The following is a 24,992-nucleotide window of genomic DNA, read 5'->3' as shown; positions in this document are numbered from 1 at the left end:
GGCGGGCTTCCCCGGTAGCGCAGGGCTCAGCCTGTTGAGGCGAGGGCCGCACGGCGCTCGCGCCGCCTGCGGCGCACCAAGCGCTGACGTTCCACAGCGGTGGCACCGCCCCACACGCCCTCTTTCTCGCGGACGGTGATGGCGAACTCAAGGCAGTCCTGACGCACCGGGCACTCCGCGCACACCGCCTTGGCCCGTCCCGCTTCCTCGTCGGAGGGAGGGTAGAAGATGCTCGATTCGAGGCCTGCACACGAGGCGCTGCGTTGCCAACTCTGCATGGTCAGAACATTACGGTCCCGTAACGACCAGCTCAAAATTTCTTACGAAATAAGGTCGACCGGTCGGCAATTTGATGACAGAAACGCACCAGACACTCGGGGCCCACCCTGGGTTCTGCCCCAACCGGACCGCCCCGGACCGGCGGTGCCGGCCGCTCAGTCCTGCCGCAGGTCGGCGATCAGCTCAGCCGCGGTGCCCTCGCCCAGGTTCACCGACGCCTGGTACTCGGGGTGGTTGACCGCCAACTCCACCGGGCCGGAGGCAAACGTCTCGACCTGGGCGGGGGTCAGCTCGAAGCCGATGTAGTGGACCGAGGCGGTGATCTCCTCGCGGGTCAGCTGGGCCTCGTGTTCGGCCTCGGGCGTGTCGACGATGACCGACCCGTCGGACAGGCGCAGCTCGATCGAGCGCTCGATGCCGACCAGCTTGGGCAGCCAGGTGCGCAGGTCCTCATCGTTGGTCAACTCGACGAACAGGGTGGCCGACAGGTTGCCCGGCTGGGGGATGAGCGGGTTATAGGTCTCCAGTTCCTCGATGATCTGCGCGTCGGTCTCCATGCGCTCCACCCGGGCCATTTCCTGGATCTGAAAGCGCATCGTGTCGCGGTTTTCAAACATCAGCGTGATGAACTCGCCGACACCAACGCGCCGCAGCTTCTTGAGGGCGATGATCCTGGTGCGGAACTCGTCGCGCTCGTCCTCGTAGGCGGCGTTGTCGACGATGTCGTCCAATGAGAGGGACCTGCTCATGTGATGCTCCTATCGGGAGTTGGTGTTGGAGTGGGTTGGCTTTGGTCGAATGGGAGGGAAGGCAGAACCGACCGTGAAACACCAGACCGCGACCGACTGAGTCGATCGCGGTCCGCGTGAATCATGTGTTCGAGAGGGACCCGTGCGGCGTCCCGGTTGTGAGGGGCGAGGCCCCAAACGTCAGCTGACGTTCTCGAGGCCCTTGCCAAAGCGGCCGGCGTGGCTCTTCTCGGCGCGTGCCAAGGTCTCGAGCCACTCGGCAACCTCTTCGAAGCCCTCGTCGCGGGCGGTTTTGGCGAAGCCGGGGTACATCTCGGTGTACTCATAGGTCTCGCCGGCGATCGCCGAGCGCAGGTTGTCCTCGGTGCTGCCGACCGGCTCGCCGGTGGCGGGGTCGCCGGTCTCGGCGAGGAAGTCGAAGTGACCGAACGCGTGACCGGTCTCACCTTCGGCAACCGAGCGGAACAGAGCGGCGACGTCGGGGTAGCCCTCGATGTCGGCCTTCTGGGCGAAGTACAGGTAGCGGCGGTTGGCCTGGGATTCCCCGGCGAACGCCTCCTTCAGGTTGGATTCGGTCTGTGATCCCTTGAGTTCTGCCATAGCTGGTCCCTCACTCTCCGGTGCGTTGTGTGGCGAGGCAGTCGCGGCACCGGCCTCGAAAGACCACCTCGGTTTCCTCGACCCGAAAGCCACCCCGCTGACGGGCTGGTACACGAATCTCGGTTGTGTTGGCAGTGACGTCCCGAATGGCACCGCAGTCGTCGCACACCAGGTGATGGTGGGCCTCGACGTTGGGATCGAAACGAGCCGACCCGGTGCCCAGGTCGATCTTGTTGATCTCCCCCAGCTCGGTCAGCTCCGCCAGTGTTTGGTACACGGTGCGCAAGGACACCGTGGGCATGTCATCGATGATGTCGGCGTAGACGCCCTCCGCTGTCGGATGACGTTCGTTGCCGTGCAGGACGTGGAAGATGCGCTGGCGTTGCGGGGTGACCTTGCGCCCCTTGCTGCGAAACAGCGTCGTCATTGCTTCCGGCGACCTCATTGTTGGCAAGTTAACACTGCATTGCTGAACAGCCAAGCATGCTGCCCAACAATGATTGTTGATTGAACTCCCCCGAGCGGACGGCGCCTACCCAACGTGCGGGCCGACCGAACGAACCCGGCGATCGAAGACCGCACGAAACACTCCCGGAACGGTTGCGACGGTCCTGGCCAGCGCGCGGCTTTGAGCATCGGCATAGATCTCGGGGCGACCTCGCTCGATACCGGCGACGATGGCGGCCGCCACCCGTTCGGGCGGCACCGGTTGGATCGATCCGGCGATCGCCGCCGTCTCGGCCGGCTTGAACTGTTCCTCCTCGGCGAGCATCGGGGTGTCGACGTCGGCCGGGTAGGCGCAGGCAACGTTCACCCCGTGGGGTGCCAACTCGGTGCGCAGCGATTCGGTCAACCCGCGCACGGCAAACTTGGCGGCGCCGTAAGCCGAGTAGCCGTAGATGCCGACGATCGCGGCCGCCGAGGAGACCGCAACGATCGACCCGCTCCCCCGCCGGATCATCGACGGCACCACCGCCCGGATCGGCCACAGGGTGCCGTAGTAGTCGACGTCGATCATCGAGGTGAACACCTCGTCGCTCAGCTCGGTGAACCGGCCGGGCCGGGTGATGCCCGCCGACGTGACCAGCACATCGACCTCTCCCCGCTCGGCGACGATTCCCCCAAATCCGTCGACGACCGCTTCCCGGTCGGCAACATCGACCGACACAGTGCCTACCGAGACGGGGCCGACCGAGGCGGCGCCGCCCAGCGCCGCCTCGATCCGGTCGGCGGCAGCCCGAAGTCGGTCGGGATCCCTGGCGAGCAGCGTGACGCGGGCGCCCCGGCGGGCCAGTTCCAGCGCCGTTGCCTCGCCGATGCCGCTCGATCCACCGGTGATCACCGCGTGCGCCCCCGTCACCGTCATTCCTGGTCGTCTCATGCCTCAGATGGTCGCACCTGCGCAGCCTCCCGCGGCTACCGTCTGCGTCGGCCCCATCGTGGCGCACCAGGAGGCATTCGATGAGCACCAATCAACCCGGACCGGGTACCGCAGGGAAGCCCAAGTCGGACGGGATGGCGCTGCTCAAGCAGTACGGCCCCCCGGCGGTCCTTCTCATTCTGTTGGTGTGGTTCATCGTGCCCAACACTGAGAAGGTCTCGGTGGACATCTTCTTTGTGACCGTCAAGGCTCCGCTGATCGTCGTGCTGATCGTCACCGCCGTAGTCGGCGCGCTGATCATGTTGCTGTTGCAGCGGCGGAACCGAAAGCGCGCCTAACCGCCGGCCGAACCCCGGCGGCTAACCGTGGCCGAGGACGATGGCCATGCTGAGGGTGACGACGACCAGCAGTGCCACGACGACGAAGCGCCAGTCGCGCTCGCGGGTCCACAGCACGACCAGGGCGAGAACCCGAAACAGCGGCGTCGCCGCGAGCACGAGCACCCCAAGGGCCATCACCAGGTCGGCGGTCGACCCCGAGGTCAGCGCAAACAGCTCGATGCCCGACGACCGGTGCGACCCGGACGCCACCTTCAACCCCAGGCCGATGGCCATCAGCGCCACCGCAAGGCCCAGCCCCACGCGCAACAGCAGCTGCACCGCCCGCTGATCGCGGTGGATCACCTCCTGGGAGGCGGCCGACATCGACAGCGGGTCAGCGGCCAACGTCCACCCCAAATGCCTTCAACGCCATCTGCACTGACACCAACACCAGCACCGCAACCAACAGCCTCCGCAGCACCGTCGGCGACACCCTCGACGAGGTCGCCGCCCCGATCAGTGCGCCGCCCACGACGCCCAGCGCCACCGGCGCCGCTGCGTAGGGCTCGACGTAGCCCCGGGCGAAGTAGATGAACAGGCTGGCTACCGCGGTGACACCGATCATGAAGTTGGACGTGGCGGCCGCCACCTTGATCGGCACACCCATGCCCTCGGTCATCGCCGGCACCTTCATGAACCCGCCACCCACGCCGAGCATGCCCGACACGGTGCCCGCCACCAGCGAGGCGGCGGCGCCGAGCGCCAGGCGGTTCGCCCCGTAGCGCACCAGCTCACCACGATGTTCGTCGTAGTAGGCACCGGCGAGCGTGCCCGGTTCCTCCCACCCGATCGGCTCGGCATCCGGTTCGGAATCGCTCGCTTCCGCGTCAACGCGCTCCGGCTTGCGTCCGCCCCGCACTACGGTCAGCGCCGTCGCCAGCATCAACACGGCGAACAGTCCGGAGAGCAGCGACGGTGAGACGAGCACTGCGATCAGGCCACCCATGATCCCGCCGATCGTCGTCGCCACCTCGAGGGTCATCCCCAGGCGCATGTTGGCCAGGCCCCGCCCCACATAACTGCTGCCCGCAGCGGTGGAGGTGGCCACGACCGCGACCAGCGAGGTGGCGACCGCCACCCGGATGTCGAAGCCAAACCCCAACACGAGCACCGGCACGATGATCAGCCCGCCGCCGATCCCAACGATCGAGCCGAGCCACCCGGCGAAGACCCCCAGCAGCGACATCGCTGTGATCGCCAGCAGCGACAGCTCCATCCCGGGTCAGCTTGCCTCGGCGGGAAACGTGCATACCGGGTGCGCCGTCGTGATGCGCACCCGATCCCCTGCTGCATAGCGGCAGCGGCCGGGGACCCGCACGGTCAGGTTGACCGGCAGTTCGTCCAGCGCGACGTGCAGCCGCAGGTCGGCCCCGTGGTAGGACAGCGCCTCGACCACCCCGATCGCGCCGGGTTCGTCAGGCGCCGCCGTCTGTTCGACGCTGAGTTCCTCCGGCCGGATCAGCACCTGGCAGGGGCCTTCGGCGCCGTGCCAGGCGTCGACGCTCAGGCGACCGAGCGCGCAGTCCACCTCGGCACCCGTCGGCGTGTTCAGGGCTTGGCCGGGAAGCACGGTGGCGTCGCCGAGAAACCGGCCGGTGTCCAGGTCGGGCGGGCGGTCGTAGACGTCGCGCGGGTCGTCGGCGGCCACGATGCGACCGTCGCGGATCACGATCAGGTGGTCGGCCATCGCCAGCGCCTCGGACTGGTCGTGGGTGACCAACATGGCGGTGGCACCGACACGCCGCAGCAGGTGATGGACCTCCTCGCGCAGCTCGACGCGCAGCTTGGCGTCGAGGGCCGAGAACGGTTCGTCGAGCAGGATCAGCTTGGGCTCGGGGGCGAGCGCCCGGGCCAGCGCCACCCGCTGCTGCTGACCACCGGACAGCTGGTGTGGCTTGCGGTCGCCCAACCCGGTCAGGCCGATGAGGTCGAGCAGCTCGTCGACCCGATCGCGACGGGCCGAGCGGGACGTGCCGGTCAGCCCGAAGGCGATGTTGCGGGCGACGCTGAGGTGCGGGAACAGCGCACCTTCCTGGGGGACGATGCCGATGCCCCGGGAGTGGGGCCGCACGGGGGCGGTCGTCGGCGAGTTGAGCGTACGACCGGCCAGGGTGATCACGCCATCGCTGGGGTTCTCAAACCCGGCGATGCAGCGCAGCAGCGTGGTCTTGCCCGACCCGGACGGGCCCAGCACGGTGGCGAAGCTGCCGGACTCGACCTCGAGGCTGGCCCGGTCGAGGGCGACGGTGGCGTCGCCCCGACGCGCCGGGAAGGTCTTGGACAGGTCGCGGACGCTCAGCACGGGTCGGTCATCGTATCGACGTCGTCGTCGACCGACCACGTGATCGCCCCCGCTTCGGCCAGGATCGGGTCGACCCGGACCGGGGCACCACGCGCCGAATCGGCCCGGGTCGGATCGGCGCTGCGAAGCGCATTGCGGACGAGCAGAGCCACCGGCACCGCGCCGAGCAACACGAGCATGGCGGCGTAGGGCGCCGCCGCGGTGAAGTCGAGCGCCTCGCCGTTGGTCGTCGCCCACAGCTGGGTCGACAGGGTCTGGCTGTTGAACGGGATCAGCATCAGCGTCGTCGTCAGTTCCTTACTGGCGTCGAGGCCGACGAGGATCGCCCCGGCGACGAACCCGGGTAGCGCCAGCGGCAGGGTGACCCGGGCGAAGGTCCTTGCCGGGCGGGACCCCAACGAGGCGGCGACGTCGTCGTAGAGCTGCCGGGACGCCTCCAGGCCCACCCGCTGGTAGCCGACGGCCAGCGGCAGAAACAGGATGACGTAGGCGGCGACGAGCACGACCGGCATCTTGTACAGCGATGGCGCTAGGCGGGTGGCCAGGTAGACGAGGGCCAGGGCCAGGATGGCGCTGGGGATGGCATGGGCCACCCACACCGCTCGCTCGGTGAGCACCGATCGCAGCGATGGACGGCGCCCTACCCACCAGCTGACCGGAAAGGCGACCGCGGTGGCGATCGCCGCCGCCGCCAGCGCGTAGCCGGCCGTGCTCCCCAGGGCGCTGCCGACCTGCCCCCAGTCGGTCGTCACCGTCCGACCGGTGTTGGTCAGCCCGCGGGCGGTCATCACCAGCGTCGGGCCGAGCGCGAGCAGGGGCACGCTCAGTGCCACCACCATGACGGGCAGGTGCCAACGCCCGAGCTGGAGTCGCGCCGGTGGGCGGTCGAGGCCTCGTGCGCCGTGCAGTGCGGTGCCGGAGCGCGAGATCAGCCGGGTGCCGAAGAGGACGAGTATCGACAGACCGGCGAGCAGCAGCGACAGCGAGCGGGCGGACTGGTAGTCGCCGTAGTCCAGCATTTCGGCCATCACCTTGGTGGTCAGCGTGCTGCGTCCCAGCTGCACCATCGCCCCGTATTCGGCGAGCACGTGCAGGGCCACGATCAAAACGCCGGCTGCCAGCGCCGGCCGCAACGCGGGCAGCGTCACGTGCCAGAACCGGCTGGTCCAGCGAGGTCTCAGGTTGGCCACCATCTCCTCTTGGGCGGGATCGACCGTGCGCAGCGCCACGACGCACGGCAGAAACACGTAGGGGTACAGGCTGAGCGCCAGCACCAGCGACGCACCGAAGAAGCTGGTCACCCAGGTCAGGCTGGGCGCATAGACCAACTCGGCGGCGAAGACAGCGTAGGAGCTGACGAAACCGGGCACCGCCAACGGGAGGGCCAACAGCACGGTCCAGGCTCGTGGAAAGGCAATGGACGTACGCGCCACCAGGAGCGCCGCCAGCACGCCGAGCACGACGGTGAGGACGGTGACGACCAGCACCAGCTGAACCGTCTGCAGCGCCGCCGACGTGGTGGCCTCGTAGCCGAGCTCGTCGGCCAGATCCCCAAAGGAGATGCCGGTGACGAACAGGTAGACGACCGGGGCGATCGACAGCGCGGCGACAGCGACCGCGCCGCACGCGATCGCCGTCGTCCCAAGCCGTGGACCCCGCAGGGTCATCCGCTCGACATTCCCAACTGCTTCAGCAGCTTCTGGGCCTGGTCGGAGTTGGCCAGCTCATCCATGTCGAAGCTGGGCGACTCAATATCGTCCAGGCTGCCGGCGATCGAGCTGTCCATCCCCTTCGCCACCGGATACTGGGCGCCGGACACGTCGATGTCGGCGTCGGCGATCAGCTTCTGGCCGCCCTCGGGAGAAGTCAGCCAGGCGAGGAACTCCTGGCCCTCGTCGATCTGGTCGCTCGCCTTGAGGATGCCTGCGCCCGAGGAGAGGATGAGGTTGCCGGGGTCCTCGGTCGGGAAGTGGTAGATCTTCGACGTCATCGTGTCCGGCCCGCCCGACTCGTCGGCCAGCACCCACCAGTAGTAGTGGTTGGACAGGCCCATGGCGTGCTTGCCCGCCTCGACCGTGTCCCGCACGTTGCCGTTCTTCTGCTCGTTGACGCCGTTGGCCTTCACCTTTTTGAGGAACTCGGTGGTCTTGGCCTCGCCCTCGGTGGCCAGCAGGTACTGGGTGGTGGCGACGAAGGCGCCGGACGGCGCCCAGGCAAACTCGCCCTTGTACTGCGGGTCGACGATGTCGGCCAGCGTCTTTGGCAGGTCGGCCTCGTCGATCTTTTCCGGGTTGTAGTACAGAACGCGGCTGCGGGCCGCGTAGGCCACCCACAGGCCGTCGCTCGAACTCAGGCCGGGCCGCACCTGGTCGAGGGTCGATTTGTCGACCGGTTCGAGCAGGTTGGCGGCGCCAAGCTGGGCGATCGGCCCAGGGTCCTCCGACAGGAACACGTCGGCCCGCGACGCCGCACCCTCCGCCTCGATCTGGCCGACGGTGGCACCGTTCTGGATGTCGAAGCGCACGCCGGTCTCGGCGGTGTAGGCGGCGGTGAGACCCTCAACCAGCTCGGCGTGCTGGTCGGTGTACATCGTCAGCGTGACGCCGGAGTCGTCGCCCGAAGCCGAGCCGGAATCGTCGCCACCACACCCGGCGGCGATCAGCGCCATCGCAGCCACGCCCACCAGCGCCGTCCGCATACGTCGACGGTTCGATCTCTCCACGGTCAACCTCGTTCCATGCTAGAAAAACGACCGCGTGCACGAGGGTGACGCGGCTTTAGGGAAGCCTAACTAGCGGCGAAAGCGTCGAACGAGTCGGCCCGGTCGCCGTAGGCGCACACGTCTAGCGTGAGGAACCCTTTACCCCGGAGGTTGCCGTGAACGTCAGAAGAGCTTCGACCGGCCGCGCATGGTCGACCGCCATCGCCGCCGCGCTCCTCATGTCGGTGTCGGCCTGCGGTGGCACGACGGCCACCGACCAGGCATCCGACAATCGGGGCTCCGACGACGACACCGCCGGATCGTCGACCACCGACGCAGCGTCCTCCGAGCCCGAGCCGCTCTTCGCCGACGAGTTCGACACCTCTGGGTCCGTCGATTGGGACGTGTGGCAGCCGATCATCGAGAAGCGCCACGACTCCCGCCAGACCGACCGCGAGAAGAACGTGCGCGTCGAGGGCGGCAACCTGGTGATCGAGGCTCACAAGGAGCAGTACAAGGACGCCGAGTACACCTCGGCGATGATCCAGACCAAGGAGTCGTTCCAGTACGGACGGTTCGAGGCTCGGATGAAGCTGCCCGATGCCGAGGGCACCTGGCCGGCGTTCTGGCTGGTCAACGACGACCAGTGGCCCGACTTTGGCGAGATCGACGTGATGGAGCATTTCGCCCGCACAACGGCAAACAAGGGCGATCCCCAATCGATGGGTTACGTCGAGTCCAACCTGCACTCCACTCCCCCGGCGGCGATCGAGGCGCTGACCGACTGGGGACGGGCGACCTCCACCCCGGTCGACGTCACCGAGTGGCACACCTACGCCGTCGAGTGGGCAGAGGGCGAAATCCGCTTCTTCATCGACGACGAACAGACCGCCGTGCACGAGCGACCTGACGGCGACGAGCCCACCTGGCCCTTCGACGACCACCCCGAGGTGATCGTGTTCGACATGTTCATGGGCGCCTATGCCGGCCCGGTCGACGCCGATGCGCTGCCGCAGAAGCTGCTCCTCGACTGGGTGCGAGCCTGGCCACTCGAAGACTCATGAAGTCGACGTAAATCCGGCCATGTACGTATGTACACTACGTACATGGCCAATAAGACGATCAGCCTTCCGGACGACGTGACCCCGATCATCGAGAGCCTCGACGTGCCGTTCTCGACGTGGGTCGCAGATCAGCTCCGCCGCCATGCCGCAGCGCAGGGTGCGCTGAGCCTCGGCCAACAGTTGCTGGCCGACGCAGCGCTGGCAGGGCCCGAGCGTCCCACCGACGAGGAATCGCGGGTGGCGATGGAACGAATGGAGCGGTCGGCGCCGTGGTAGCCCGCGGCGGCGTGTACTGGATCGAACTCGACAAGCGTCGACCATGCATCGTGGTCTCATCGGTCGACGTCCTGGCCGTTGACGTCTGGCAGACCCACGTCGTTCCGCTGACCTCGAGGGTCGGGCGGGCAGGCATCGCTGGCAACGTCTTGCTCCCGGCTGTTGCGACCGGGCTCCCCAAAGACTCGGTAGCCGTACCGCTCGGGCTGGAACTGATCGATCGGTCGTTGCTGGCTGCGCATGCGGGCCGGATACCTCAGGTTTTGCTCGACGACATCGACGACGGTCTCCGCACAATTCTGCAATTGTGACGATTCCCCATTGCCTATCAGCGATCGTTTATCTATCGTTGATAGGTAGCGGGTCGACGGGCGATCCGCATCGAATGAGGGGGCCCACCATGCACACCGCCGTCGACGAGATCGCACCGGACACGTTCCGGCTCTCCACCTACATCCCCGACGTCGGGCCCACAGGCATGACGTTCAACCAGTTCCTGATCCGCGACGAGCAGCCGATGCTGTTTCACACCGGTCACCGCCAGCTGTTTCCACTGGTGTCCGAGGCGGTCGGCACGCTGGTGCCGCTCGAGGACCTGCGCTGGATCGCCTTCGGCCACATCGAGGCCGACGAGTGCGGCTCGATGAACCAATTCCTCGCCGCTGCGCCCGGCGCCCAGATCACCCACGGCGCCCTCGGTTGCATGGTGTCGCTCAACGACATGGCCGACCGGCCGCCGGTACCCCTCGAGGACGGCCAGGTGATCGAGCTCGGCAGCCACCGGGTGCGCCACATCGACACCCCGCACGTGCCCCACGGCTGGGAGGCCCGCCTGATCTTCGACGAGACCACCGGCACCCTCTTCTGCGGCGACCTGATGACACAGCTGGGCGAGGCCGACCCACTGGTCGACAACGACGTGCTTGCTGCGGCCGCAGTGGCCGAGGACATGTTCGGCGCCACCTGCCTGACGCCTGCGACCGCCCCGACGATCCGCCGCCTCGCCGACCTGGGCGCCACCACCCTGGCCACCATGCACGGCTCGGCCTTCAACGGCGACGCCTCCGCCGCTCTGAACGCGCTGGCCGACTCCTACGACGAGCGCCTGCTCGTCGCAGGCTGACGCCGTCAAGCCCCATCCCACCCACCCCCCCCGAAAGACGCCATGACCACTCCCGCCCCACCGACCGACCGGCGCCGAGAACGCCACCTGGCCAAGCGGGCCACGATCGTCGCCGAAGCCTGGACGCTCGCGCGGCGCGACGGCCTCGCCGCCATCTCGCTGCGGGACCTCGCCGACCGGGTGGGCCTCCGTCAGCCGTCGCTGTACGCCTACTTCGATTCCAAGCTCGCCCTCTACGACGCCATGTTCGCCGACGGGAACAGGCAGCTGATCGAGACGGTCTCGGCGCTGCCCGAGCACGACGACCCCCACGAGGCGCTCGTCGATCTCGTCGAGGAGCTCACCCGATTTTCGGCGGCCGACACCGTTCGCCACCAGCTGCTCTTCCAGCGCACCATCCCCGGCTTCGAGCCGTCCGAGCAGTCCTACGCCGTCGCAAGAGAGTTCTACGCGATCGGCCAGGAACGCCTCGCCGCTGCCGGGGTCGGCGAACCCGGCGACCTCGACCTGTTCACCGCCATCGTGTCCGGCCTGACGCACCAGCAGGTTGCCAACGATCCCGGCGGCGACCGCTGGGTGCGCCTCTCGCGCCAGGCGGTCGAGATGTACCTCGCCCAGATCGAACGGAAGAGCCCAGCACAGCAGTCCAACTAGAAGAAGGCACCAAAATGACGACCGAGACCAGCGTCGACGTGACCAGGATCCCGAGGATCACCCACGACGAGGCGACGGCAATCACCGCCGTCGAGAATCGCAGGTTTGGCGAGCAGCTGCGGAGCCTCGGGCCCGACGACTGGATCGCCTCCACCGACTGCGAACGGTGGGACGTGCGGGCGATGGCCGCCCACGTCGTCGGCGGCGCCGCCGGACAGATCTCACCGCGCGAGTTTGTGCGCCAGGTCCGCACCGGTCGGCCCATCGTGAGGGAGATCGGTGCCAAGCACTGGTGGGACGGCATGAACGAGGTGCAGGTTCGGGAGCGCTCGGATGTGAGCACCGACGAGCTCATCGCTGAGTGGGACACCAACTCCGAGAAGGCCCGGATCGCTCGCAACAAGCTGCCCAAGCCGATCGGTCGCCTGCCGCTGCTCAACCTGCCCGAACCGGTCGGACGTCAGCCGCTGACGTACCTGTTCGACATGGGATTCACCCGTGACGTATGGGCGCACCGCATGGACATCGCCGCAGCGACCGGCCACCCGATGGACCTCGACGCCACGCACGACGGACGCATCGTCGCCGACATCGTCGCCGAATGGGCGGGCTACTTCGACGAACCCTTCACCCTCGAGCTGACCGGCCCCGCCGGAGGCACCTTCACCTCGGGCTCCGGTGGCGAGACCGTCCGGATCGATGCCCTCGAGTTCATGATGATCCTCGCCGAACGCACCGAGGGAACCGGCCTGCTCCAACACACCCTGCCGCTCTGACGTTGTCGGGCTGCCGAGCTGCGCGATCAGCTGGATTCAGTCGCGGCTGATGACGTCGCTGGTGAGGACGATCACGAAGTTGTGATCGTCGGTGAGCACGTTGAGGTACCCGGGGTCGACGCTCATGACATACCCGGTGATCCTGCCGTTGGTGGTCTCGATCCGCTCTCGCGGAACCCACGGTGTCTGCGTGGCCAACGCAACCCCCAGGGCGCCGATGGCGACCACCCAGCCGATGCGTTCGATGGTTGCAGCCAGGAGCCGCCGCAGCGGTGCGCCCGCTTGCCGACGGTGGATGAGCACCAGAACGCCGAACACCGCTGCGGTCGCCGGGAGCAACCACCAGGCGCGGTAGCTCAGGGTCAGCGACGTCAGGGTGGTCAGCGCCAGGCCGGCCAGCAGCACCACCGTTGGGCGACGGCCCTTGGGCGACCACAGAAAGGCTGCCATTAACAGCGGCAGGAGTGTGACGAGCAGCGGCGCAACCACCAGCCGAGCGGTCATGAACGACCCGAACAGGATTCTCAGCCCGTCCTCCAGGCCCAGCGTGGTGCTGACCAGAAAGGCCGTGTCCCAGTTGTACCCGGAGATGGCAAAGAGCCTGACGACCAGAAAGGCAAACGCCCACGCCGCCGCCGGTGCCGCCCCGCCCTCGCGAACCGCCCGCACGATCTGCGTCGAAGCGGGTGGCGCATTCTGCTCGTTGCCACGATCAATCGTCATCGCCGAAAGGTAGCCCCCGGGCTCGGGCGGTCTCACGCTGGCCCGAGGAGGCCGCTCGCCGTCACCTCCCCCCGGGCAGCACCTCAGGAATCACCGACGGTGCGGTGAAGCCACGGGGGTCACCGACTCGCCCACCTGGCGGCGCTCAAACCCGAAGGTGGCGCCGGTGGAGAACTCGGTGAGGGTGACCGAGTCGGGCTGCTCAGCGGGCTCGCCGTCGGGGTCGTCGGTGATATGCCAGGCCGCCGTCTCGCCGCCGACCCGCTCCAGCCGGGCGGTCGGCACCAGGCACACGACCGCTGCCCGCAGGATGGCGTCGCCGCCGGGCCCGGCAAGCAGCGCCGCCCAGGACAGCCCGTCCGCCTCGTCGAGCGCCGGGCACGGGCGCAAGCGAATAAGCAGCTGGTCGCCGGCCTGGGCGCAGCGTAGGTCGAGGTCGACGTAGCTGCGGGGCAGAAACAGCGGGTGGACCGCGAGCACGTCGGCCAGCCCGGCGAGGGTGGCCGGGGCGCCGAGCGTCGCGGCCAGCCGCTTGGTGGTCAGCCCGGCGATGCCGGCCGCCTGGGCGATGCCGATGGTGGTCACGTCGTCGGCGCCGACCCGTTCGGCCACCTCGACGAGGAAGGCCCGGGCCAGCAGCTGCCCCTGGAGCGCCACCTCGTCGGCGATCGCCGCCAGGGTGGCCGAGGCGAACCGCTCCATCACCAGGTCGACGTCGAGCGGCGCCGAGTAGTCGGCCCAACCGTCGTCGTCGGGCAGCGACGGGTCGGGCACGGCCAGCGGCACGTTGGCGGCCTGACTGGCGGCGAGCGCAACCGCACCGGGTGGGACGGGCAGCTCGTCGTTGGCCTCGTCGATCACGACGGTCCACTCGCAGTGCGGGGTCCGGTCGGTGGGCACCCGGGGCGGACGGTGCACCGGACGCATGCGGGCCCTGGGGTTGGTGGCGATGGCGGTGGCATCGAAGGTGGGGTCCTCGATGTCGTGACACATCGTCTGCACGTAGTCGTCCCCCATCGGCTCGACGTCCATCAGCGCGCCGCAGTGGCCCAGCTGGAAGCTGCCGTGGTGGTCGTCGTCGACCACGAAGCGAAAGTCCATGAACTCCGGCGGCGCACCGACGTCCAGCTGGATGCCCTTGAAGATCGTCTCGACCGTGTCGCCCTCGAAGCCGAGCAGCCGTTGCATGCGCTTGGTGTAGATCGGGCTGGCAGCCATCCACTCCCCGATCGCCACATCGGACATCGGCTCGCGCCCCAGGAGGGCGATCACGTGGGGCATGCCCGCCCGGTCGATCAGGTGACCGGCCAGCAGCAGCTCGCGCACCAGCTCGGCCAGCTCGCCGTGGGACCGGCCGGTCCACGGACCTGGCCTCAGCTCAGCCATCCCGGCGAGGCTCAGGGCTCGAAGTCCAGGCCGAGCAGCTTGATGGCGTTGCCCCGGGCGATCTTGTTGATCGTCCGCTGGGGCAGGTGCCCAAACAGCTCCTCGGCCACCGCCTTGCTGTTGGGAAAGGTGCCGTCCTGGTGCGGGTAGTCGGTTTCGAACAGCACGTTGTCCTCGCCGATCTGGTCGAGCATGTCGATGCCCACCGTGTCCTTGAAGAAGCAGGCCGAGATGTGCTTGGAGTAGTACTCCGACGGCGGCCGCTCGGAGCGCTCCTCGCCCTGGGCCCACTGGTGGGTCAGCCACGTGTCGTCGGCCCGCTCGACGAAGTACGGGATCCAGCCGATCTGGCTCTCGGCGTACAGCAACTGAATGTCGGGGAACCGGTCGAACACGCCGGAGAACAGCCAGTCGATCATCGATGCGACGCTGTTGCAGGCGATCAGGTTGGCGGCCACCACCGTCGGTGCGTCGGGCGACGTTGTCACCGTCTTGGTGCCCGAGCCGATGTGCATGCACAGCACGGTCTTCGTCTCGTTGCACGCCTGGAAGAACGGGTCCCAGTGCCGGGTGTGGATGCTGGGCAGGCCAAGCCACGACGGCAGCTCGGAGAACGCCACCGCCCGCACGCCCCGGGCGGCGTTGCGGCGGATCTCAGCTGCCGCCAGCTCGGGGTCCCACAGCGGCACGACGCACAGCGGGATCAGCCGCCCGCCGCTGCCGCCGGCCCACTCGTCGACCATGAAGTCGTTGTAGGCCTCGATACACAGTTGCCCCAGCGTGCGGTCCTCGATCTCGGAGAACATCTGACCGGCAAACCGGGGATAGTTGGGGAAGCACAGGCTGGCCTCCACATGGTTGAGGTCCATGTCGGCGAGGCGGGCCACCGGGTCGTAACAGCCAGGGGCGATGTCGTCGTAGGTGACCCCCTCCATCGTCACCTCCTCGGGCGGCATGCCCGGACAAGCAACCATGCGCTTGATCTGGTAGCGACGGCCCTCGAAGTGCCACCAGGCCGCCATCTCGTCGCCGTCACCCGGGGTCTCCACCCAGGCACCCTCGACCAGGGTCATCTCACCCTTCGGTGCGATGTGGATGCGCGGCGCCCGGTCGGCGTAGGCGGCGGGCAGACGGCTGGTCCACACGTCGGGCGGCTCGATGACGTGGTCATCGACGCTGATGATGCGGGGGATGACCCCCTGCTGCCGGGTGTTGTACGAGAGGCTCATGGCGTGGCTCCAGGGGTCGGACCGCTGCGATGCTCAACGCTCACGCGTCGTCCATCTTGGCGATGATCTTCTCCACCTCGGTGTTCAGCTTCGCACCACGGGGCCAGCCGGCGTAATGCGCAACGAACACCACGATGCTGCGCAGGTCCTCGGCGTCCAGTTCGCCCAGCCGGACCGCTGCGTCCAGCTGGAGCGATGCGACGTCCTCCATGCCACCGGCGACCGCCATGCCGATCAGCATCAGGCGCCGTTCCTTGATCGTCATCGTGCCCTCGGTCCACACGTCGGCGAAGAGGTGGTCGACCGTAGACTCGACAAACGCGCCCTCCACGTGGGGGATGTCCCACCCGTAGACGTCCTTCATCATCGCCAGGCCGCGCTGGCGACGATCGTCGGCGTTCGCTTGCCCATCGTCGCTCATCGGTCGTCTCCGTCATCGCTGGTGTCGCTGTGGGGCACGCCGAGGGCGGTGCCCAGTTGGTTGAGGGCCTGTTCGGCCACGGGCGTTTCGACGCCCAGCTCGGCACCGAGCCCGATCGCCAGGGCGAGATCCTTCTCGCCCAGCCCTCGGGCGTGTTCGAAGATGGGGCGCAGGCCGTCGTCCGCAGGCAGCGGCGCAGCGGTCCCGCGCAGCATAATCGCCCCGGGCCCGCCGGTCACCCGGTCGGAGTGGCGCACCACCTCGCCAAGCTTGGCCAGATCCACCCCGGCGGCCTCGGCCAGCCGTGAGGCCTCGCCGACCGCTGCGTAGGAGGCGAACGTGATCAGGTTACGGGCCAGCTTGGCCCGGGTTCCGGCGCCGATCGGGCCCAGGTGGGCCACGAGCGTGCCCAGGCGTTCCAGCGCCGGGGTGGCCAGCGCCACCGCCTCGGCGTCGCCGCCGACCATCAGCGCCAGGGTGCCCTCGTGGGCGCCCATCGCTCCCCCACTGACCGGCGCGTCGAGCACAGCCACCCCGTGGGGTGCGCACAGGGCGGCGATCTCGGCCGGGGTGTCGGCCTCGACCGTCGAGTGGATGATCACCACCGTGCCGGCCGACGCGGTCGACAGGATGCCGTCCGGTCCGGACAGCACCGAGCGCACCTGGGCGTCGTCGCGCACCATCAGCGAGATCACCGTCGCCCGCTCGGCCACCTCGGCCGGGGATGCGGCGACCGTCGCCCCCGCCTTGGCGAAGGGCGCGGTGGCGGCATTCGCGACGTCAAACACGGTGAGACCGCCCGGGTGGTCGCACCAGCGCTTCGCCATCGGCGTGCCGATCTGGCCCAGCCCGATGAACCCCAGGTGCGGGTCGCTCACGAGGGTCGGTCCCACAGGCCGACCGGCACGTCGCGGATCGGGTAGTGGCCGGGCAGCTGGCCCGGCTTCAGCGAACGGTCCAGGCGGGCCTGCATGCCGTCGGACAGCGTGCCGTCGCCCATCATCTCCATAAACAGCGATGCGGCGTTGCCGTAGTCGAACCAGTCGCGCTGGAAGGCCCACTGCCGGTCACCGCCGTAGATGAACCAGCTGCCGCCAATGCCGGGCACCTCGTAGGTCGATCCGTCCGGACGGGTGGCGTCGGCCACCTGGCGCCAGAACCCGACGACGTGGCCCTTGGTCTCGTCGATGATCAGCTCCTCGTACGGATACTGCCACCCGTCGAGGCCGCCCATCTCCTGGCCCAGCGCAATGTCGCGGATCTCGTCGCGGCCGACGGCCATGAAGTGCTCCTTGGGACCGAAGTTCCAGCCGTAGGTGGCATCCTCGGTGAAGCAGTCGGCCAGGCTGCGCCAGTCGCCCGACGCCTCAGCGTCCAGGTTGGCCTGAAGCCAATGCTCGACCATCGCGTCGAGCTCAGCACGGGGGTAGGCGGTCATTGGGGATCCTCCTGGGTCGGGTCTTCTTCGATTGGGTTCTCTTGGATGGACAGCGCATGGGTTGGGCAGTACTTCACCGCCGCATCGGCGGCGGCGCGAGCCTCGTCGGGCGGCCGCTCGTCGAGGATGGTCAGCTCGCCCCGCTTGGACACCTCGAACAGCTCGGGTGCCTCCCCCTGACAGGTGGCGTGGCCCTGGCACAGGTCGCGGTCGACCGCGATGCGCCACCCGTCGGTGCGGGTGGACCGCTGGACCGGTCCGGCGGCATCGACGTCAGCCGACGTGACATTGCCACCCGACCGCTCGGTCGCCGCTGTCGCCGTGGTGGGGCCGCGCCGCTCGTAGGTGGCCAGGCACGGCTGGGCCAGCTGCACCACCATCTTGGAGTGGTCGTTGCGGTAGGAGTCGAGGGGCTGGGCTGCCTTGAGGGTCCAGTCCTTCAATAGCACGCTGAAGATCGCCTTCAGCTGCATCATGGCGAAGTTGGCCCCCACGCAGCGGTGGCGTCCGGCGCCGAAGGGGATCCAGTTCCACGGGTTGGCCACGTCGGCGCCGGGGTCGGTCAGGTAGCGGCCGGGCCGGAACTCGTCGGGGTCCTCGAACGCCTCGGGGATCCGGTTGGAGATCGCCGGGCTGGCCGCCACCATCTTGCCGGGGGCCACGTGGCAGCCGCCCACCTCCAGGTCGATGTTGGACACCCGCAGCAGCAGGATCAGCGGCGGATGCAGGCGCAGGGCCTCCTTGATCGCACCCTCCAGGTGCGGCATCTCGCGCAGCGCCTGAAAGCTCACCTCGGTGCCGTCGGCGTACAGCTCGTCCAGTTCGGCCACCACCTTGGCCATCTCGCCGGGATGGCGCAGCAGCTCGATCAGCGTCCAGGCCGCCGTGCCCGACGTGGTGTGGTGCCCGGCGAACATCATCGAGATGAACATGCCGGTGATCATGTCGGCGGAGAAGCGGGGCGTACCGTCGTCGGTGATCGACATGAGAATGTCGAGCAGGTCTGAGTCGTCGCCGCCTTTGGCGGACCCATCGGAACGGTCGTCGTCATCAGTGGACCCGGCGGTTCGCCCGTCCATGATCTCTTGCACCAGCTCGACCAGCGCGACGCGGGCGGTGTCACGGGCACGGAAGCTGGGGATGTCGGCGTAGGGGTCGACGTAGGCCAGGGCGTCGGTGCCCCGCTCCAGGTCGTGGTACAGCTCGGCGAATCGGCCGTCGAGCTGCTGGCGAAACCGTCGCCCGATCAGGCACGACGACGACGTGTAGATCGTCAGTTCGGCGAACCAGTCGAGCAGGTCGATCTCGCCACGGTCGCCCCAGCGGGCGACCATCTCGTCCACCTCGCGCTGGATCGTCTCGGCGTGGCCGCGCATGTAGGAGTCACGCAGCGCCTGGTTGCGCAGCATCTCCCGACGCCGCTCGGGGGGCGCGTCGAACACGACGCCCTCGCCGAAGATCGGCGTCATGAAGGGGTAGGCGGCGGCCTGGTCGAGGTCCTCGTCCTTGGCCCGGAAGAAGATCTCGTTGGCCTCCGCACCGCTGAGCAGCACCACCTGCTTGTCGGCCAGCGTGAACTCGCCGACGTCGCCGCACTCGTCGCGCACCCGCTGCATCAGGCCGATCGGGTCGCGCCGCAGCTCCTCCAGGTGGCCGTTGGGCTCGTCGCCGCCCGACACCCGGGGCGGCTCGTTCAGCGTGCTCTGGCTTGTCACTTGTAGCTCCGGTTCTCGCTCACGGGCGCCTCGGGTTGAATCTCCACCAGCGTCAGGTGCGTTCCCTTGGGCACGGCCACCACGTACGTGATCACGTCGGCGATCTCCTGGGGCCTCAGCGCTCCGGCGTGGCGCAGGTGCCCCCACGCCGACCAGTGCGGCATCACCTCGTTCACCGTGTCCTCGCTCCAGGTGGTGCCCTGCTCGGTGCTCGACGGGCCGGGACGCACCATCGTCGCCCGCACACCCGTGCCCTCCAGCTCCATCTGCATGGCCCGGGCCAGTCCCTCCAGTCCGGACTTGGCCGCCACGTAGCCGGCCATGTGGGTCCGCTGGCGCACGACGACGTCGGAGGTGACAAATACCAGGTCGCCGTGACCGGCCTCCACCATCGGTCGGCCCAGCCGGTTAATCAGGCGGTGCGCCCCGGTCAGGTTGATCTGCACCGCTCGTACGAAGTCGTCCGGGTCGATGCCGAGGGCCGAAGCGGGGTACACGTCGCCGGCGTTGGAGACGACAACATCGATCGGACCGAAGGCCGCCAGGGCCTCTTTGGCAAACGCCTCGATCGAGGCATCGTCGGTGAGGTCGAGCGCCACGGCCGCCGCCTCACCACCGGCATCGGTGATCTCAGCGGCCAGGTCGTCGAGGCGCTCGGTGCGACGGGCACCCAGCACCACCGGGTGACCGGCGGCGGCCAGCGACTTGGCGGTGGCCGCACCGATGCCGGACGAGGCGCCGGTGACGACGGCGACCCGCCGCTCGGGATGGGGGGCAAATCTCGGCATTAGCGAACCTCAAAAGTGGTGGGGAGGGTGGCGAACCCGCGGACGTTCACCGAGTGCACCCGCTTGGCGTCCTCGGCATCGATCTCGTAGGACCCGATCCGCTTGGTCAGCTCCTCGAGGACCACCCGGGTCTCCAGCCGGGCCAGCGAGGCGCCCATGCAGAAGTGGCGTCCCACGCCGAAGCTGGCGATGCCGGTGGTGTCGCGGTCCAGGTCGAAGCGGTCGGGATCGGGAAACTGCCGGGGGTCCCGGTTCGCCGATCCGGCCAGCAGCAGCACCCGGTCCCCGGCGGGGATCGTCGTGCCGTGCAGCGTGACGTCGGTGGTGGTCACCCGGGCCAGCATCTGGCTGGAGGTGTCGTAGCGCAGCGTCTCCTCCACCCAGTCCGGGATCCGGGCGGGGTCGGCGAACACCTTGGCCCGCTCGTCCGGGTTGGCCCACGCCCAGTACCAGGCGTGGGCGAGCAGTTTGGTGGTGGTCTCGTTGCCGGCGACCACCATCAGGAACAGAAACGAGGTGATCTCGTCGTCGGTGAGGCGATCGCCGTCCGTCTCCACCTCACACAGCGCACTCACCAGATCGTCGCCCGGGTTGATCCGCCGGTCGGCGATCATCTCCGAGTAGTACACCGCCAGCTCGATCGCCGCCTCGACCCCTGCCTTGGGGACGTCGGTGACGCCCTCCTCGCGATGCACCAGCAGGTCCGACGCCCGGCGCAAGCGCTCCCGGTCGGCCTGGGGCACGCCGAGCATCTGGGAAATCACGTCCATCGGCACCTTGGCGGCCAGGTCGCCGACAAAGTCGAACGAGCCTGCATCCAGGCAGGACTCCAGGTGCGAAACGGTGAGCGCCCGAATGTTGTCCTCCATCGCCGCCACCCGCCGAGGGGTGAAGCCCCGGGACACCAGGCCCCGCATGCGGCCGTGCTCGGGCGGGTCCATCGCCAGGAAGGACATGGTCCGATGGGCGTTGGGGCCCGAGGCCGCCGGGTCGATCGACACACCGTGGGCGTTGGAGAACCGCTCCGAGTCGCGAAACCCTGCCATCACATCGTCGTAGCGGGACAGCGCCCAGAAGTTGCGCTCATCGTTTCGGTACACCGGCGCCTCAGAGCGCATCCGGGCGTAGGTGGGGTACGGGTCCTCGTGGATCTCGTAGGCATACGGGTCGTACACCACCGGCGTTGTGGTCAGGGTCATTGCAGGTCTCCCAGGATCACGGAGGTCGCCTCGGCGAGTTGGTTGCGAAGTTGGTCGTAGGGCAGGTGGCCGGTGCCCACCTCGATCAGCGCGCCGGACACGACGAACTCCAGGGTGCGCACCGCAGCGGGCGGCGCCGCGGCGCCGTCGTCCGGCCCTGCGAGGGCGGCGACCAGCCGCGTGTGCAACAACCGGCCGATCTTCAGGCGCAGCTCGTGCACCTCGGGGTTGTCCACCAGCAGCGCCACGGTGCAGGCGGCGGCCAGCTCGGTCTCGTTGGAGACGACCAGGGCAAAGTTGGCCAGCACCTCGGTCGCCCGCCCCGCCGCCGTGTACAACCCAGCCGCCGTGTCCAACCCAGCCGGGCCCTGCGGCGCCGCCTCGTCCTGTGCGCTGATGCGCCGCCAGAACACCTCGGCGATCAGGTGCTCCTTAGACGAGAAGTAGTTGTAGGCGGTGGCCGGGGCCACCCCGCACCGGGCGGCAACCGCACGAACGGTCAGCCCCGAGTAGCCGGTGGCGTGAAGCTCGTCCACGGCGGCATCGGTCAGCCGGTCCACCGTGAGCGAGCGCTTGGTGCTCAGGCGCCGCCGAGGCAGCTCTTGGACAGGCGTGGTGGACACGTGTCCAATCATGTAGTGTCAACCGTCACCCGTCAAGCGGGATGCTCACTTCCCCAACTCTGGAGAACACCCATATGGCCGAACGACAGCGATTCGCCGACCGCACAGCCATCGTCACCGGCGCAGGCGGAGGCATCGGCGAGGCCTACGCCCGGGCCCTGCACGCAGAAGGCGCCAACGTGGTCATCGCCGAGCTCAACGAGGCCGCCGGCCAGGCGGTGGCCGACTCGCTCGGCGAGCGGACCCTGTTCGTGCCCACCGACGTGGGCGACCCGGCCAGCACCGACGCCATGGCCGAGTCCACGCTGGAGGCCTTCGGCCGCATCGACCACCTAATCAACAACGCCGCCATCTTCGGCGACATGGAGCTGGCCGGCCTGACCAACGTCGATTACGACTACCTCAACACGTTCATGTCGGTGAACCTGATGGGGGCCCTGAACTGCACCCGGTCGGTCATGCGCCCGATGGGCAAGCCGAAGGGCCCGGACGAACGCCGGGGCGGGTCGATCGTCAACCAGTCCTCGACGGCTGCGTGGATGGGCATCAGCGGCTTCTACGGCCTGGCCAAGGCCGGCCTCAACTTCCTCACCGCATCGCTGGCCCACGAACTGGGCCACCGCAACATCCGCATCAACGCCGTCGCCCCCGGCCCCACCGACACGGCGGCGATGAACAAGCAGGTGCCCGTGGAGTTTCAGGACCCGTTGGTCAGCAGCCTGGCGATCAAGCGCCTGGGCACCCCCGCCGATCACGTCGGCCCGGTGCTGTTTCTGCTGTCCGACGAGGCGGCCTGGATGACCGGCCAGATCGTGGCGGTCGACGGCGGTCAGGTGACCCGGCTGTGAGCACCGAGCCCACCACCGAGATGTGGCACGAGGAGCGGCTGCTGATCGACGGCGAGCTGCGCAGCGCCGAGGGCGGTGCCACCTACCCGGTGGAGAATCCGACCACCGGCGGGCAGCTGGGCGAGGCCGCCGATGCCACCCCCGCCGACGTGGAGGCGGCGCTGTCCGCCGCCCGGCGGGCCTTCGACGAGAGCGGCTGGGCCACCGACGTCGACCTCCGAGTGCGCTGCCTCCGTCAGCTCCATCAGGCGCTCGTCGACCACGCCGACCAGCTCACCGAGCTGACGATCGCCGAGGTGGGTGCGCCCCGCTCGGCCTGCGCCACAGTGCAGCTCACCGCCCCCACCGAGTTTCTCCCCTACTACGCCGAGTTGGCCGAGGGCTACGAGTGGACCACGCCGCTCGGCGTTGCCGACACCCTGGGCGGCCCGGCCGAGCGCTGGACCGAGCGCAACCCCATCGGGGTGGTCGCCGCCATCACGCCGTGGAACGTGCCCCACCAGATCAACCTGGCCAAGATCGCCCCGGCGCTGGCCGCAGGCTGCACCGTCGTGTTAAAGCCGGCGCCGGAGACCCCGTGGTGCGGCCTGGCCCTGGGCCGGTTGGTCACCGAGCACACCGACATCCCGGCCGGCGTGTTCAACGTCGTCACCTCGAGCGATCCCGCCATCGGCGAGCTGCTCACCGGCGATCCCCGGGTGGACATGGTCAGCTTCACCGGCTCCACCGCCACGGGCCGCCGGGTGATGGCGGCCGCATCCACCAACGTCACCAAGGTGTTTCTCGAGCTGGGCGGCAAGTCGGCGTCGATCGTGCTCGACGACGTCGCCGACTTCGGCCTGGCCGCAGCCACCGCAGCGTTCGGCACCGCCACGGTGGCGGGCCAGGGCTGTGCGCTCACCACCCGGGTGCTGCTCCCCCGCTCCCGCTACGACGAGGGGGTGACCGCCATCGCCGAGATGATGGCTGCGATGGCCCCGGGCGATCCGGGCGACCCGGGCACGATGATGGGCCCGCTGATCAGCGACCGGCAATGGCAACGAGTCAACGAGTACGTGCGCGGCGCCGAGGCCGCCGGCGCCCGGGTGGTGTGCGGCGGCGGACGGCCGGCAGCGCTGCCCGATGGCCACTTCTTCGAGATGACCCTGCTCGCCGACGTCACGCCCGACATGGCGGTTGCATCCGAGGAGATCTTCGGACCGGTGCTGGTCGCGATTGCCTACGAGGACGACGACGATGCCGTTCGCATCGCCAACGACTCCATCTACGGGCTGTCCGGCGCCGTGTTTGGCGCCGACGAGCAGCGGGCGGTCGCTGTGGGTCGCCGAATCCGCACCGGCACCATGTCGATCAACGGCGGTGTCTGGTACGGGGCGGACGTACCCTTCGGCGGGGTAAAGCAGTCCGGCATCGGCCGGGAGATGGGCGTCGCCGGGTTCGAGGAGCACCTCGACACCACGGCGTTCGCCCGCCCCGCCGGCTGACCGGCAACAAACGCAGCGAGGGACCGATGGACCAAAACGAACCTCAGGACTTCGCCGGGCTGGACGGCGTTGCGCTGGTCACCGGCGGCTCCGGCGGGCTGGGCTCGGCCGTGGCCGTCATGTTGGCCCGGCGCGGCGCCGACGTGGCCATCACCTACCGCAACAACGCCGATCGGGCCGCCGAGGTGGTCGCCGCCATCGAGGCGACCGGCCGCCGGGGCTCGGCCCACCAGCTAGTGGCTGATGATGCCGAGGGCGCTGCAGCACTTGTCGAGGAGGTCTCGGCCGATGGCCTGCACACCCTGGTGCACGCCGCCGGACCGCTCATTCCCCAGCGCCACCTCAGCCGGATCAACCCAGGCGACCTCACACCGCAGATGACCGACGAGATCGCTGGGTTCTTCAACGTGGCCCAGCCCGCACTCCCCCACCTGCGCCGCAGCAAGGGCTCGATCGTGGCGATCACCACCGCCGCTACCCGACGCTTTCCCGTCCGCGATGGTTTGTCCGCCGCCGGGAAGGGCGCGGTCGAGCAACTGTGTTGGGGGTTGGCCGCCGAGGAGGGCCGGTTCGGCATTCGGGTCAACTGCGTGGGTCCGGGCATGACCACCGCCGGCATGGCCCAGGATCTGACCGCCTCGGGCGACCTGGCCGAGGTCGACTTCGCAGCGGCTACCGCCAACATCCCCCTGAAGCGCTTCGGTGATGCAGCCGATATCGCTGAAGCGGTATGCTTCCTGGCCTCCACCCGAGCGGGCTACATCTCCGGCCAGCACCTAGCGGTCGACGGCGGCTACGGCGTGTAGACGGATACTCGATGGCGCCCCGGCTTGTGCGCTGGCCCACGCGGCAC

30 protein-coding genes are annotated in these 24,992 nt (G+C 68.7%); 10 read left to right on the top strand and 20 right to left on the bottom strand.

Translation table 11 applies throughout. The features are described from left to right. Window positions 1–26: 26 nt before the first annotated feature. The 5 genes from IPN02_14815 to IPN02_14795 form a co-directional block, all read right to left on the bottom strand. Window positions 27–278 (bottom strand): WhiB family transcriptional regulator, encoded by a 252-nt coding sequence (locus IPN02_14815; protein ID MBK9298072.1) that lies wholly within the window; start codon window positions 276–278, stop codon window positions 27–29. A gap of 156 nt (window positions 279–434) precedes the next feature. After that, a complete protein-coding gene (locus IPN02_14810; protein ID MBK9298071.1) occupies window positions 435–1,028 on the bottom strand; it encodes a DUF3501 family protein in 594 nt (197 codons plus the stop codon). Between the two features lie 180 nt (window positions 1,029–1,208). Then, complete coding sequence (locus tag IPN02_14805; protein ID MBK9298070.1) at window positions 1,209–1,628, bottom strand: rubrerythrin; 420 nt, start codon at window positions 1,626–1,628, stop codon at window positions 1,209–1,211. A 10-nt stretch (window positions 1,629–1,638) separates the two neighbouring features. Beyond that, window positions 1,639–2,055, bottom strand: coding sequence for a transcriptional repressor (locus tag IPN02_14800; protein ID MBK9298069.1), 417 nt, complete (start codon window positions 2,053–2,055; stop codon window positions 1,639–1,641). A gap of 105 nt (window positions 2,056–2,160) precedes the next feature. Continuing rightward, window positions 2,161–3,009: an SDR family oxidoreductase gene (locus IPN02_14795; GenBank protein MBK9298068.1), complete on the bottom strand. Its 849-nt coding sequence runs from the start codon at window positions 3,007–3,009 to the stop codon at window positions 2,161–2,163. Between the two features lie 80 nt (window positions 3,010–3,089). On the opposite strand from IPN02_14795, the gene IPN02_14790 reads away from it, so the two are divergent. Next, on the top strand, window positions 3,090–3,347 hold the full coding sequence (locus tag IPN02_14790; GenBank protein ID MBK9298067.1) for a LapA family protein: 258 nt from the start codon (window positions 3,090–3,092) through the stop codon (window positions 3,345–3,347). A gap of 21 nt (window positions 3,348–3,368) precedes the next feature. Here the strand turns inward: IPN02_14790 and IPN02_14785 are convergent, their stop codons facing one another. Genes IPN02_14785 through IPN02_14765 form a run of 5 tightly spaced genes read right to left on the bottom strand, consistent with a single transcriptional unit; the run spans window position 3,369 to window position 8,389 of the window. Beyond that, on the bottom strand, window positions 3,369–3,734 hold the full coding sequence (locus IPN02_14785; protein MBK9298066.1) for a DUF1634 domain-containing protein: 366 nt from the start codon (window positions 3,732–3,734) through the stop codon (window positions 3,369–3,371). Then, on the bottom strand, window positions 3,724–4,605 hold the full coding sequence (locus IPN02_14780; GenBank protein MBK9298065.1) for a sulfite exporter TauE/SafE family protein: 882 nt from the start codon (window positions 4,603–4,605) through the stop codon (window positions 3,724–3,726). Before IPN02_14780 ends, IPN02_14785 begins: the two co-directional genes overlap by 11 nt. A 6-nt stretch (window positions 4,606–4,611) precedes the next feature. Further along, complete coding sequence (locus tag IPN02_14775; protein MBK9298064.1) at window positions 4,612–5,730, bottom strand: ABC transporter ATP-binding protein; 1,119 nt, start codon at window positions 5,728–5,730, stop codon at window positions 4,612–4,614. Further along, on the bottom strand, window positions 5,685–7,358 hold the full coding sequence (locus IPN02_14770) for an iron ABC transporter permease (protein MBK9298063.1): 1,674 nt from the start codon (window positions 7,356–7,358) through the stop codon (window positions 5,685–5,687). The genes IPN02_14775 and IPN02_14770 overlap by 46 nt, the downstream gene beginning before the upstream one ends. Continuing rightward, a complete protein-coding gene (locus tag IPN02_14765) occupies window positions 7,355–8,389 on the bottom strand; it encodes an extracellular solute-binding protein (GenBank protein ID MBK9298062.1) in 1,035 nt (344 codons plus the stop codon). Before IPN02_14765 ends, IPN02_14770 begins: the two co-directional genes overlap by 4 nt. Before the next feature lie 179 nt (window positions 8,390–8,568). On the opposite strand from IPN02_14765, the gene IPN02_14760 reads away from it, so the two are divergent. The 6 genes from IPN02_14760 (at window position 8,569) to IPN02_14735 (ending at window position 12,285) form a co-directional block, all read left to right on the top strand. Then, window positions 8,569–9,456 carry a glycoside hydrolase family 16 protein gene (locus tag IPN02_14760; protein ID MBK9298061.1) on the top strand — a complete coding sequence of 296 codons (888 nt, stop codon included), beginning with the start codon at window positions 8,569–8,571 and terminating at the stop codon, window positions 9,454–9,456. 42 nt (window positions 9,457–9,498) lie between these two features. After that, window positions 9,499–9,732 (top strand): hypothetical protein, encoded by a 234-nt coding sequence (locus IPN02_14755; protein ID MBK9298060.1) that lies wholly within the window; start codon window positions 9,499–9,501, stop codon window positions 9,730–9,732. Continuing rightward, window positions 9,726–10,043, top strand: a complete 318-nt coding sequence (locus tag IPN02_14750; protein MBK9298059.1) for a type II toxin-antitoxin system PemK/MazF family toxin — start codon at window positions 9,726–9,728, stop codon at window positions 10,041–10,043. Before IPN02_14755 ends, IPN02_14750 begins: the two co-directional genes overlap by 7 nt. Window positions 10,044–10,132: 89 nt before the next feature. Beyond that, window positions 10,133–10,855: an MBL fold metallo-hydrolase gene (locus tag IPN02_14745; GenBank protein ID MBK9298058.1), complete on the top strand. Its 723-nt coding sequence runs from the start codon at window positions 10,133–10,135 to the stop codon at window positions 10,853–10,855. A gap of 42 nt (window positions 10,856–10,897) precedes the next feature. Next, window positions 10,898–11,509, top strand: coding sequence for a TetR/AcrR family transcriptional regulator (locus tag IPN02_14740; GenBank protein MBK9298057.1), 612 nt, complete (start codon window positions 10,898–10,900; stop codon window positions 11,507–11,509). 14 nt (window positions 11,510–11,523) lie between these two features. Beyond that, entirely contained in the window at window positions 11,524–12,285 is a 762-nt protein-coding gene (locus IPN02_14735) for a maleylpyruvate isomerase family mycothiol-dependent enzyme (protein MBK9298056.1), read from the top strand. A 36-nt stretch (window positions 12,286–12,321) separates the two neighbouring features. Here the strand turns inward: IPN02_14735 and IPN02_14730 are convergent, their stop codons facing one another. From IPN02_14730 to IPN02_14685, 10 genes are all read right to left on the bottom strand, one after another. Further along, window positions 12,322–13,008 carry a hypothetical protein gene (locus tag IPN02_14730; protein MBK9298055.1) on the bottom strand — a complete coding sequence of 229 codons (687 nt, stop codon included), beginning with the start codon at window positions 13,006–13,008 and terminating at the stop codon, window positions 12,322–12,324. Window positions 13,009–13,098: 90 nt separating this feature from the next. Beyond that, window positions 13,099–14,394 carry a hypothetical protein gene (locus IPN02_14725; GenBank protein ID MBK9298054.1) on the bottom strand — a complete coding sequence of 432 codons (1,296 nt, stop codon included), beginning with the start codon at window positions 14,392–14,394 and terminating at the stop codon, window positions 13,099–13,101. An 11-nt stretch (window positions 14,395–14,405) separates the two neighbouring features. Further along, on the bottom strand, window positions 14,406–15,623 hold the full coding sequence (locus IPN02_14720; protein MBK9298053.1) for an amidohydrolase: 1,218 nt from the start codon (window positions 15,621–15,623) through the stop codon (window positions 14,406–14,408). Window positions 15,624–15,663: 40 nt separating this feature from the next. Then, window positions 15,664–16,044, bottom strand: coding sequence for a carboxymuconolactone decarboxylase family protein (locus IPN02_14715; protein ID MBK9298052.1), 381 nt, complete (start codon window positions 16,042–16,044; stop codon window positions 15,664–15,666). Beyond that, window positions 16,041–16,937, bottom strand: a complete 897-nt coding sequence (locus IPN02_14710; GenBank protein ID MBK9298051.1) for an NAD(P)-dependent oxidoreductase — start codon at window positions 16,935–16,937, stop codon at window positions 16,041–16,043. Before IPN02_14710 ends, IPN02_14715 begins: the two co-directional genes overlap by 4 nt. Then, entirely contained in the window at window positions 16,919–17,482 is a 564-nt protein-coding gene (locus IPN02_14705) for a nuclear transport factor 2 family protein (protein ID MBK9298050.1), read from the bottom strand. The genes IPN02_14710 and IPN02_14705 overlap by 19 nt, the downstream gene beginning before the upstream one ends. Continuing rightward, window positions 17,479–19,197 carry a cytochrome P450 gene (locus IPN02_14700; protein ID MBK9298049.1) on the bottom strand — a complete coding sequence of 573 codons (1,719 nt, stop codon included), beginning with the start codon at window positions 19,195–19,197 and terminating at the stop codon, window positions 17,479–17,481. Before IPN02_14700 ends, IPN02_14705 begins: the two co-directional genes overlap by 4 nt. Continuing rightward, window positions 19,194–19,985: an SDR family oxidoreductase gene (locus tag IPN02_14695; protein MBK9298048.1), complete on the bottom strand. Its 792-nt coding sequence runs from the start codon at window positions 19,983–19,985 to the stop codon at window positions 19,194–19,196. Before IPN02_14695 ends, IPN02_14700 begins: the two co-directional genes overlap by 4 nt. Beyond that, window positions 19,985–21,184, bottom strand: a complete 1,200-nt coding sequence (locus IPN02_14690) for a cytochrome P450 (protein ID MBK9298047.1) — start codon at window positions 21,182–21,184, stop codon at window positions 19,985–19,987. Before IPN02_14690 ends, IPN02_14695 begins: the two co-directional genes overlap by 1 nt. Beyond that, the gene (locus IPN02_14685) at window positions 21,181–21,807 is read right to left on the bottom strand and encodes a TetR/AcrR family transcriptional regulator (protein ID MBK9298046.1); all 627 of its coding nucleotides are present in this window, start codon (window positions 21,805–21,807) and stop codon (window positions 21,181–21,183) included. The genes IPN02_14690 and IPN02_14685 overlap by 4 nt, the downstream gene beginning before the upstream one ends. A gap of 74 nt (window positions 21,808–21,881) precedes the next feature. On the opposite strand from IPN02_14685, the gene IPN02_14680 reads away from it, so the two are divergent. The 3 genes from IPN02_14680 to IPN02_14670 are packed head-to-tail and all read left to right on the top strand — an operon-like array spanning window position 21,882 to window position 24,945. Beyond that, window positions 21,882–22,655 carry an SDR family oxidoreductase gene (locus IPN02_14680; protein MBK9298045.1) on the top strand — a complete coding sequence of 258 codons (774 nt, stop codon included), beginning with the start codon at window positions 21,882–21,884 and terminating at the stop codon, window positions 22,653–22,655. Window positions 22,656–22,675: 20 nt separating this feature from the next. Continuing rightward, the gene (locus IPN02_14675) at window positions 22,676–24,139 is read left to right on the top strand and encodes an aldehyde dehydrogenase family protein (GenBank protein ID MBK9298044.1); all 1,464 of its coding nucleotides are present in this window, start codon (window positions 22,676–22,678) and stop codon (window positions 24,137–24,139) included. Window positions 24,140–24,165: 26 nt separating this feature from the next. Beyond that, on the top strand, window positions 24,166–24,945 hold the full coding sequence (locus tag IPN02_14670; GenBank protein ID MBK9298043.1) for an SDR family oxidoreductase: 780 nt from the start codon (window positions 24,166–24,168) through the stop codon (window positions 24,943–24,945). Window positions 24,946–24,992 lie beyond the last annotated feature (47 nt).

This window comes from Candidatus Microthrix subdominans, from assembly GCA_016719385.1.
GTDB lineage: Bacteria > Actinomycetota > Acidimicrobiia > Acidimicrobiales > Microtrichaceae > Microthrix > Microthrix subdominans.
This window is presented reverse-complemented; position numbering and strand designations above follow the sequence as displayed.

Coding starts and splice junctions, on each gene's coding strand:
- IPN02_14815 (MBK9298072.1), bottom strand. CDS start 278: ATGCAGAGTTGGCAACGCAGCGCCTCGTGTGCAGGCCTCGAATCGAGC.
- IPN02_14810 (MBK9298071.1), bottom strand. CDS start 1,028: ATGAGCAGGTCCCTCTCATTGGACGACATCGTCGACAACGCCGCCTAC.
- IPN02_14805 (MBK9298070.1), bottom strand. CDS start 1,628: ATGGCAGAACTCAAGGGATCACAGACCGAATCCAACCTGAAGGAGGCG.
- IPN02_14800 (MBK9298069.1), bottom strand. CDS start 2,055: ATGACGACGCTGTTTCGCAGCAAGGGGCGCAAGGTCACCCCGCAACGC.
- IPN02_14795 (MBK9298068.1), bottom strand. CDS start 3,009: ATGAGACGACCAGGAATGACGGTGACGGGGGCGCACGCGGTGATCACC.
- IPN02_14790 (MBK9298067.1), top strand. CDS start 3,090: ATGAGCACCAATCAACCCGGACCGGGTACCGCAGGGAAGCCCAAGTCG.
- IPN02_14780 (MBK9298065.1), bottom strand. CDS start 4,605: ATGGAGCTGTCGCTGCTGGCGATCACAGCGATGTCGCTGCTGGGGGTC.
- IPN02_14770 (MBK9298063.1), bottom strand. CDS start 7,358: ATGACCCTGCGGGGTCCACGGCTTGGGACGACGGCGATCGCGTGCGGC.
- IPN02_14765 (MBK9298062.1), bottom strand. CDS start 8,389: ATGCGGACGGCGCTGGTGGGCGTGGCTGCGATGGCGCTGATCGCCGCC.
- IPN02_14755 (MBK9298060.1), top strand. CDS start 9,499: ATGGCCAATAAGACGATCAGCCTTCCGGACGACGTGACCCCGATCATC.
- IPN02_14745 (MBK9298058.1), top strand. CDS start 10,133: ATGCACACCGCCGTCGACGAGATCGCACCGGACACGTTCCGGCTCTCC.
- IPN02_14740 (MBK9298057.1), top strand. CDS start 10,898: ATGACCACTCCCGCCCCACCGACCGACCGGCGCCGAGAACGCCACCTG.
- IPN02_14735 (MBK9298056.1), top strand. CDS start 11,524: ATGACGACCGAGACCAGCGTCGACGTGACCAGGATCCCGAGGATCACC.
- IPN02_14730 (MBK9298055.1), bottom strand. CDS start 13,008: ATGACGATTGATCGTGGCAACGAGCAGAATGCGCCACCCGCTTCGACG.
- IPN02_14725 (MBK9298054.1), bottom strand. CDS start 14,394: ATGGCTGAGCTGAGGCCAGGTCCGTGGACCGGCCGGTCCCACGGCGAG.
- IPN02_14720 (MBK9298053.1), bottom strand. CDS start 15,623: ATGAGCCTCTCGTACAACACCCGGCAGCAGGGGGTCATCCCCCGCATC.
- IPN02_14715 (MBK9298052.1), bottom strand. CDS start 16,044: ATGAGCGACGATGGGCAAGCGAACGCCGACGATCGTCGCCAGCGCGGC.
- IPN02_14705 (MBK9298050.1), bottom strand. CDS start 17,482: ATGACCGCCTACCCCCGTGCTGAGCTCGACGCGATGGTCGAGCATTGG.
- IPN02_14695 (MBK9298048.1), bottom strand. CDS start 19,985: ATGCCGAGATTTGCCCCCCATCCCGAGCGGCGGGTCGCCGTCGTCACC.
- IPN02_14690 (MBK9298047.1), bottom strand. CDS start 21,184: ATGACCCTGACCACAACGCCGGTGGTGTACGACCCGTATGCCTACGAG.
- IPN02_14680 (MBK9298045.1), top strand. CDS start 21,882: ATGGCCGAACGACAGCGATTCGCCGACCGCACAGCCATCGTCACCGGC.
- IPN02_14675 (MBK9298044.1), top strand. CDS start 22,676: ATGTGGCACGAGGAGCGGCTGCTGATCGACGGCGAGCTGCGCAGCGCC.
- IPN02_14670 (MBK9298043.1), top strand. CDS start 24,166: ATGGACCAAAACGAACCTCAGGACTTCGCCGGGCTGGACGGCGTTGCG.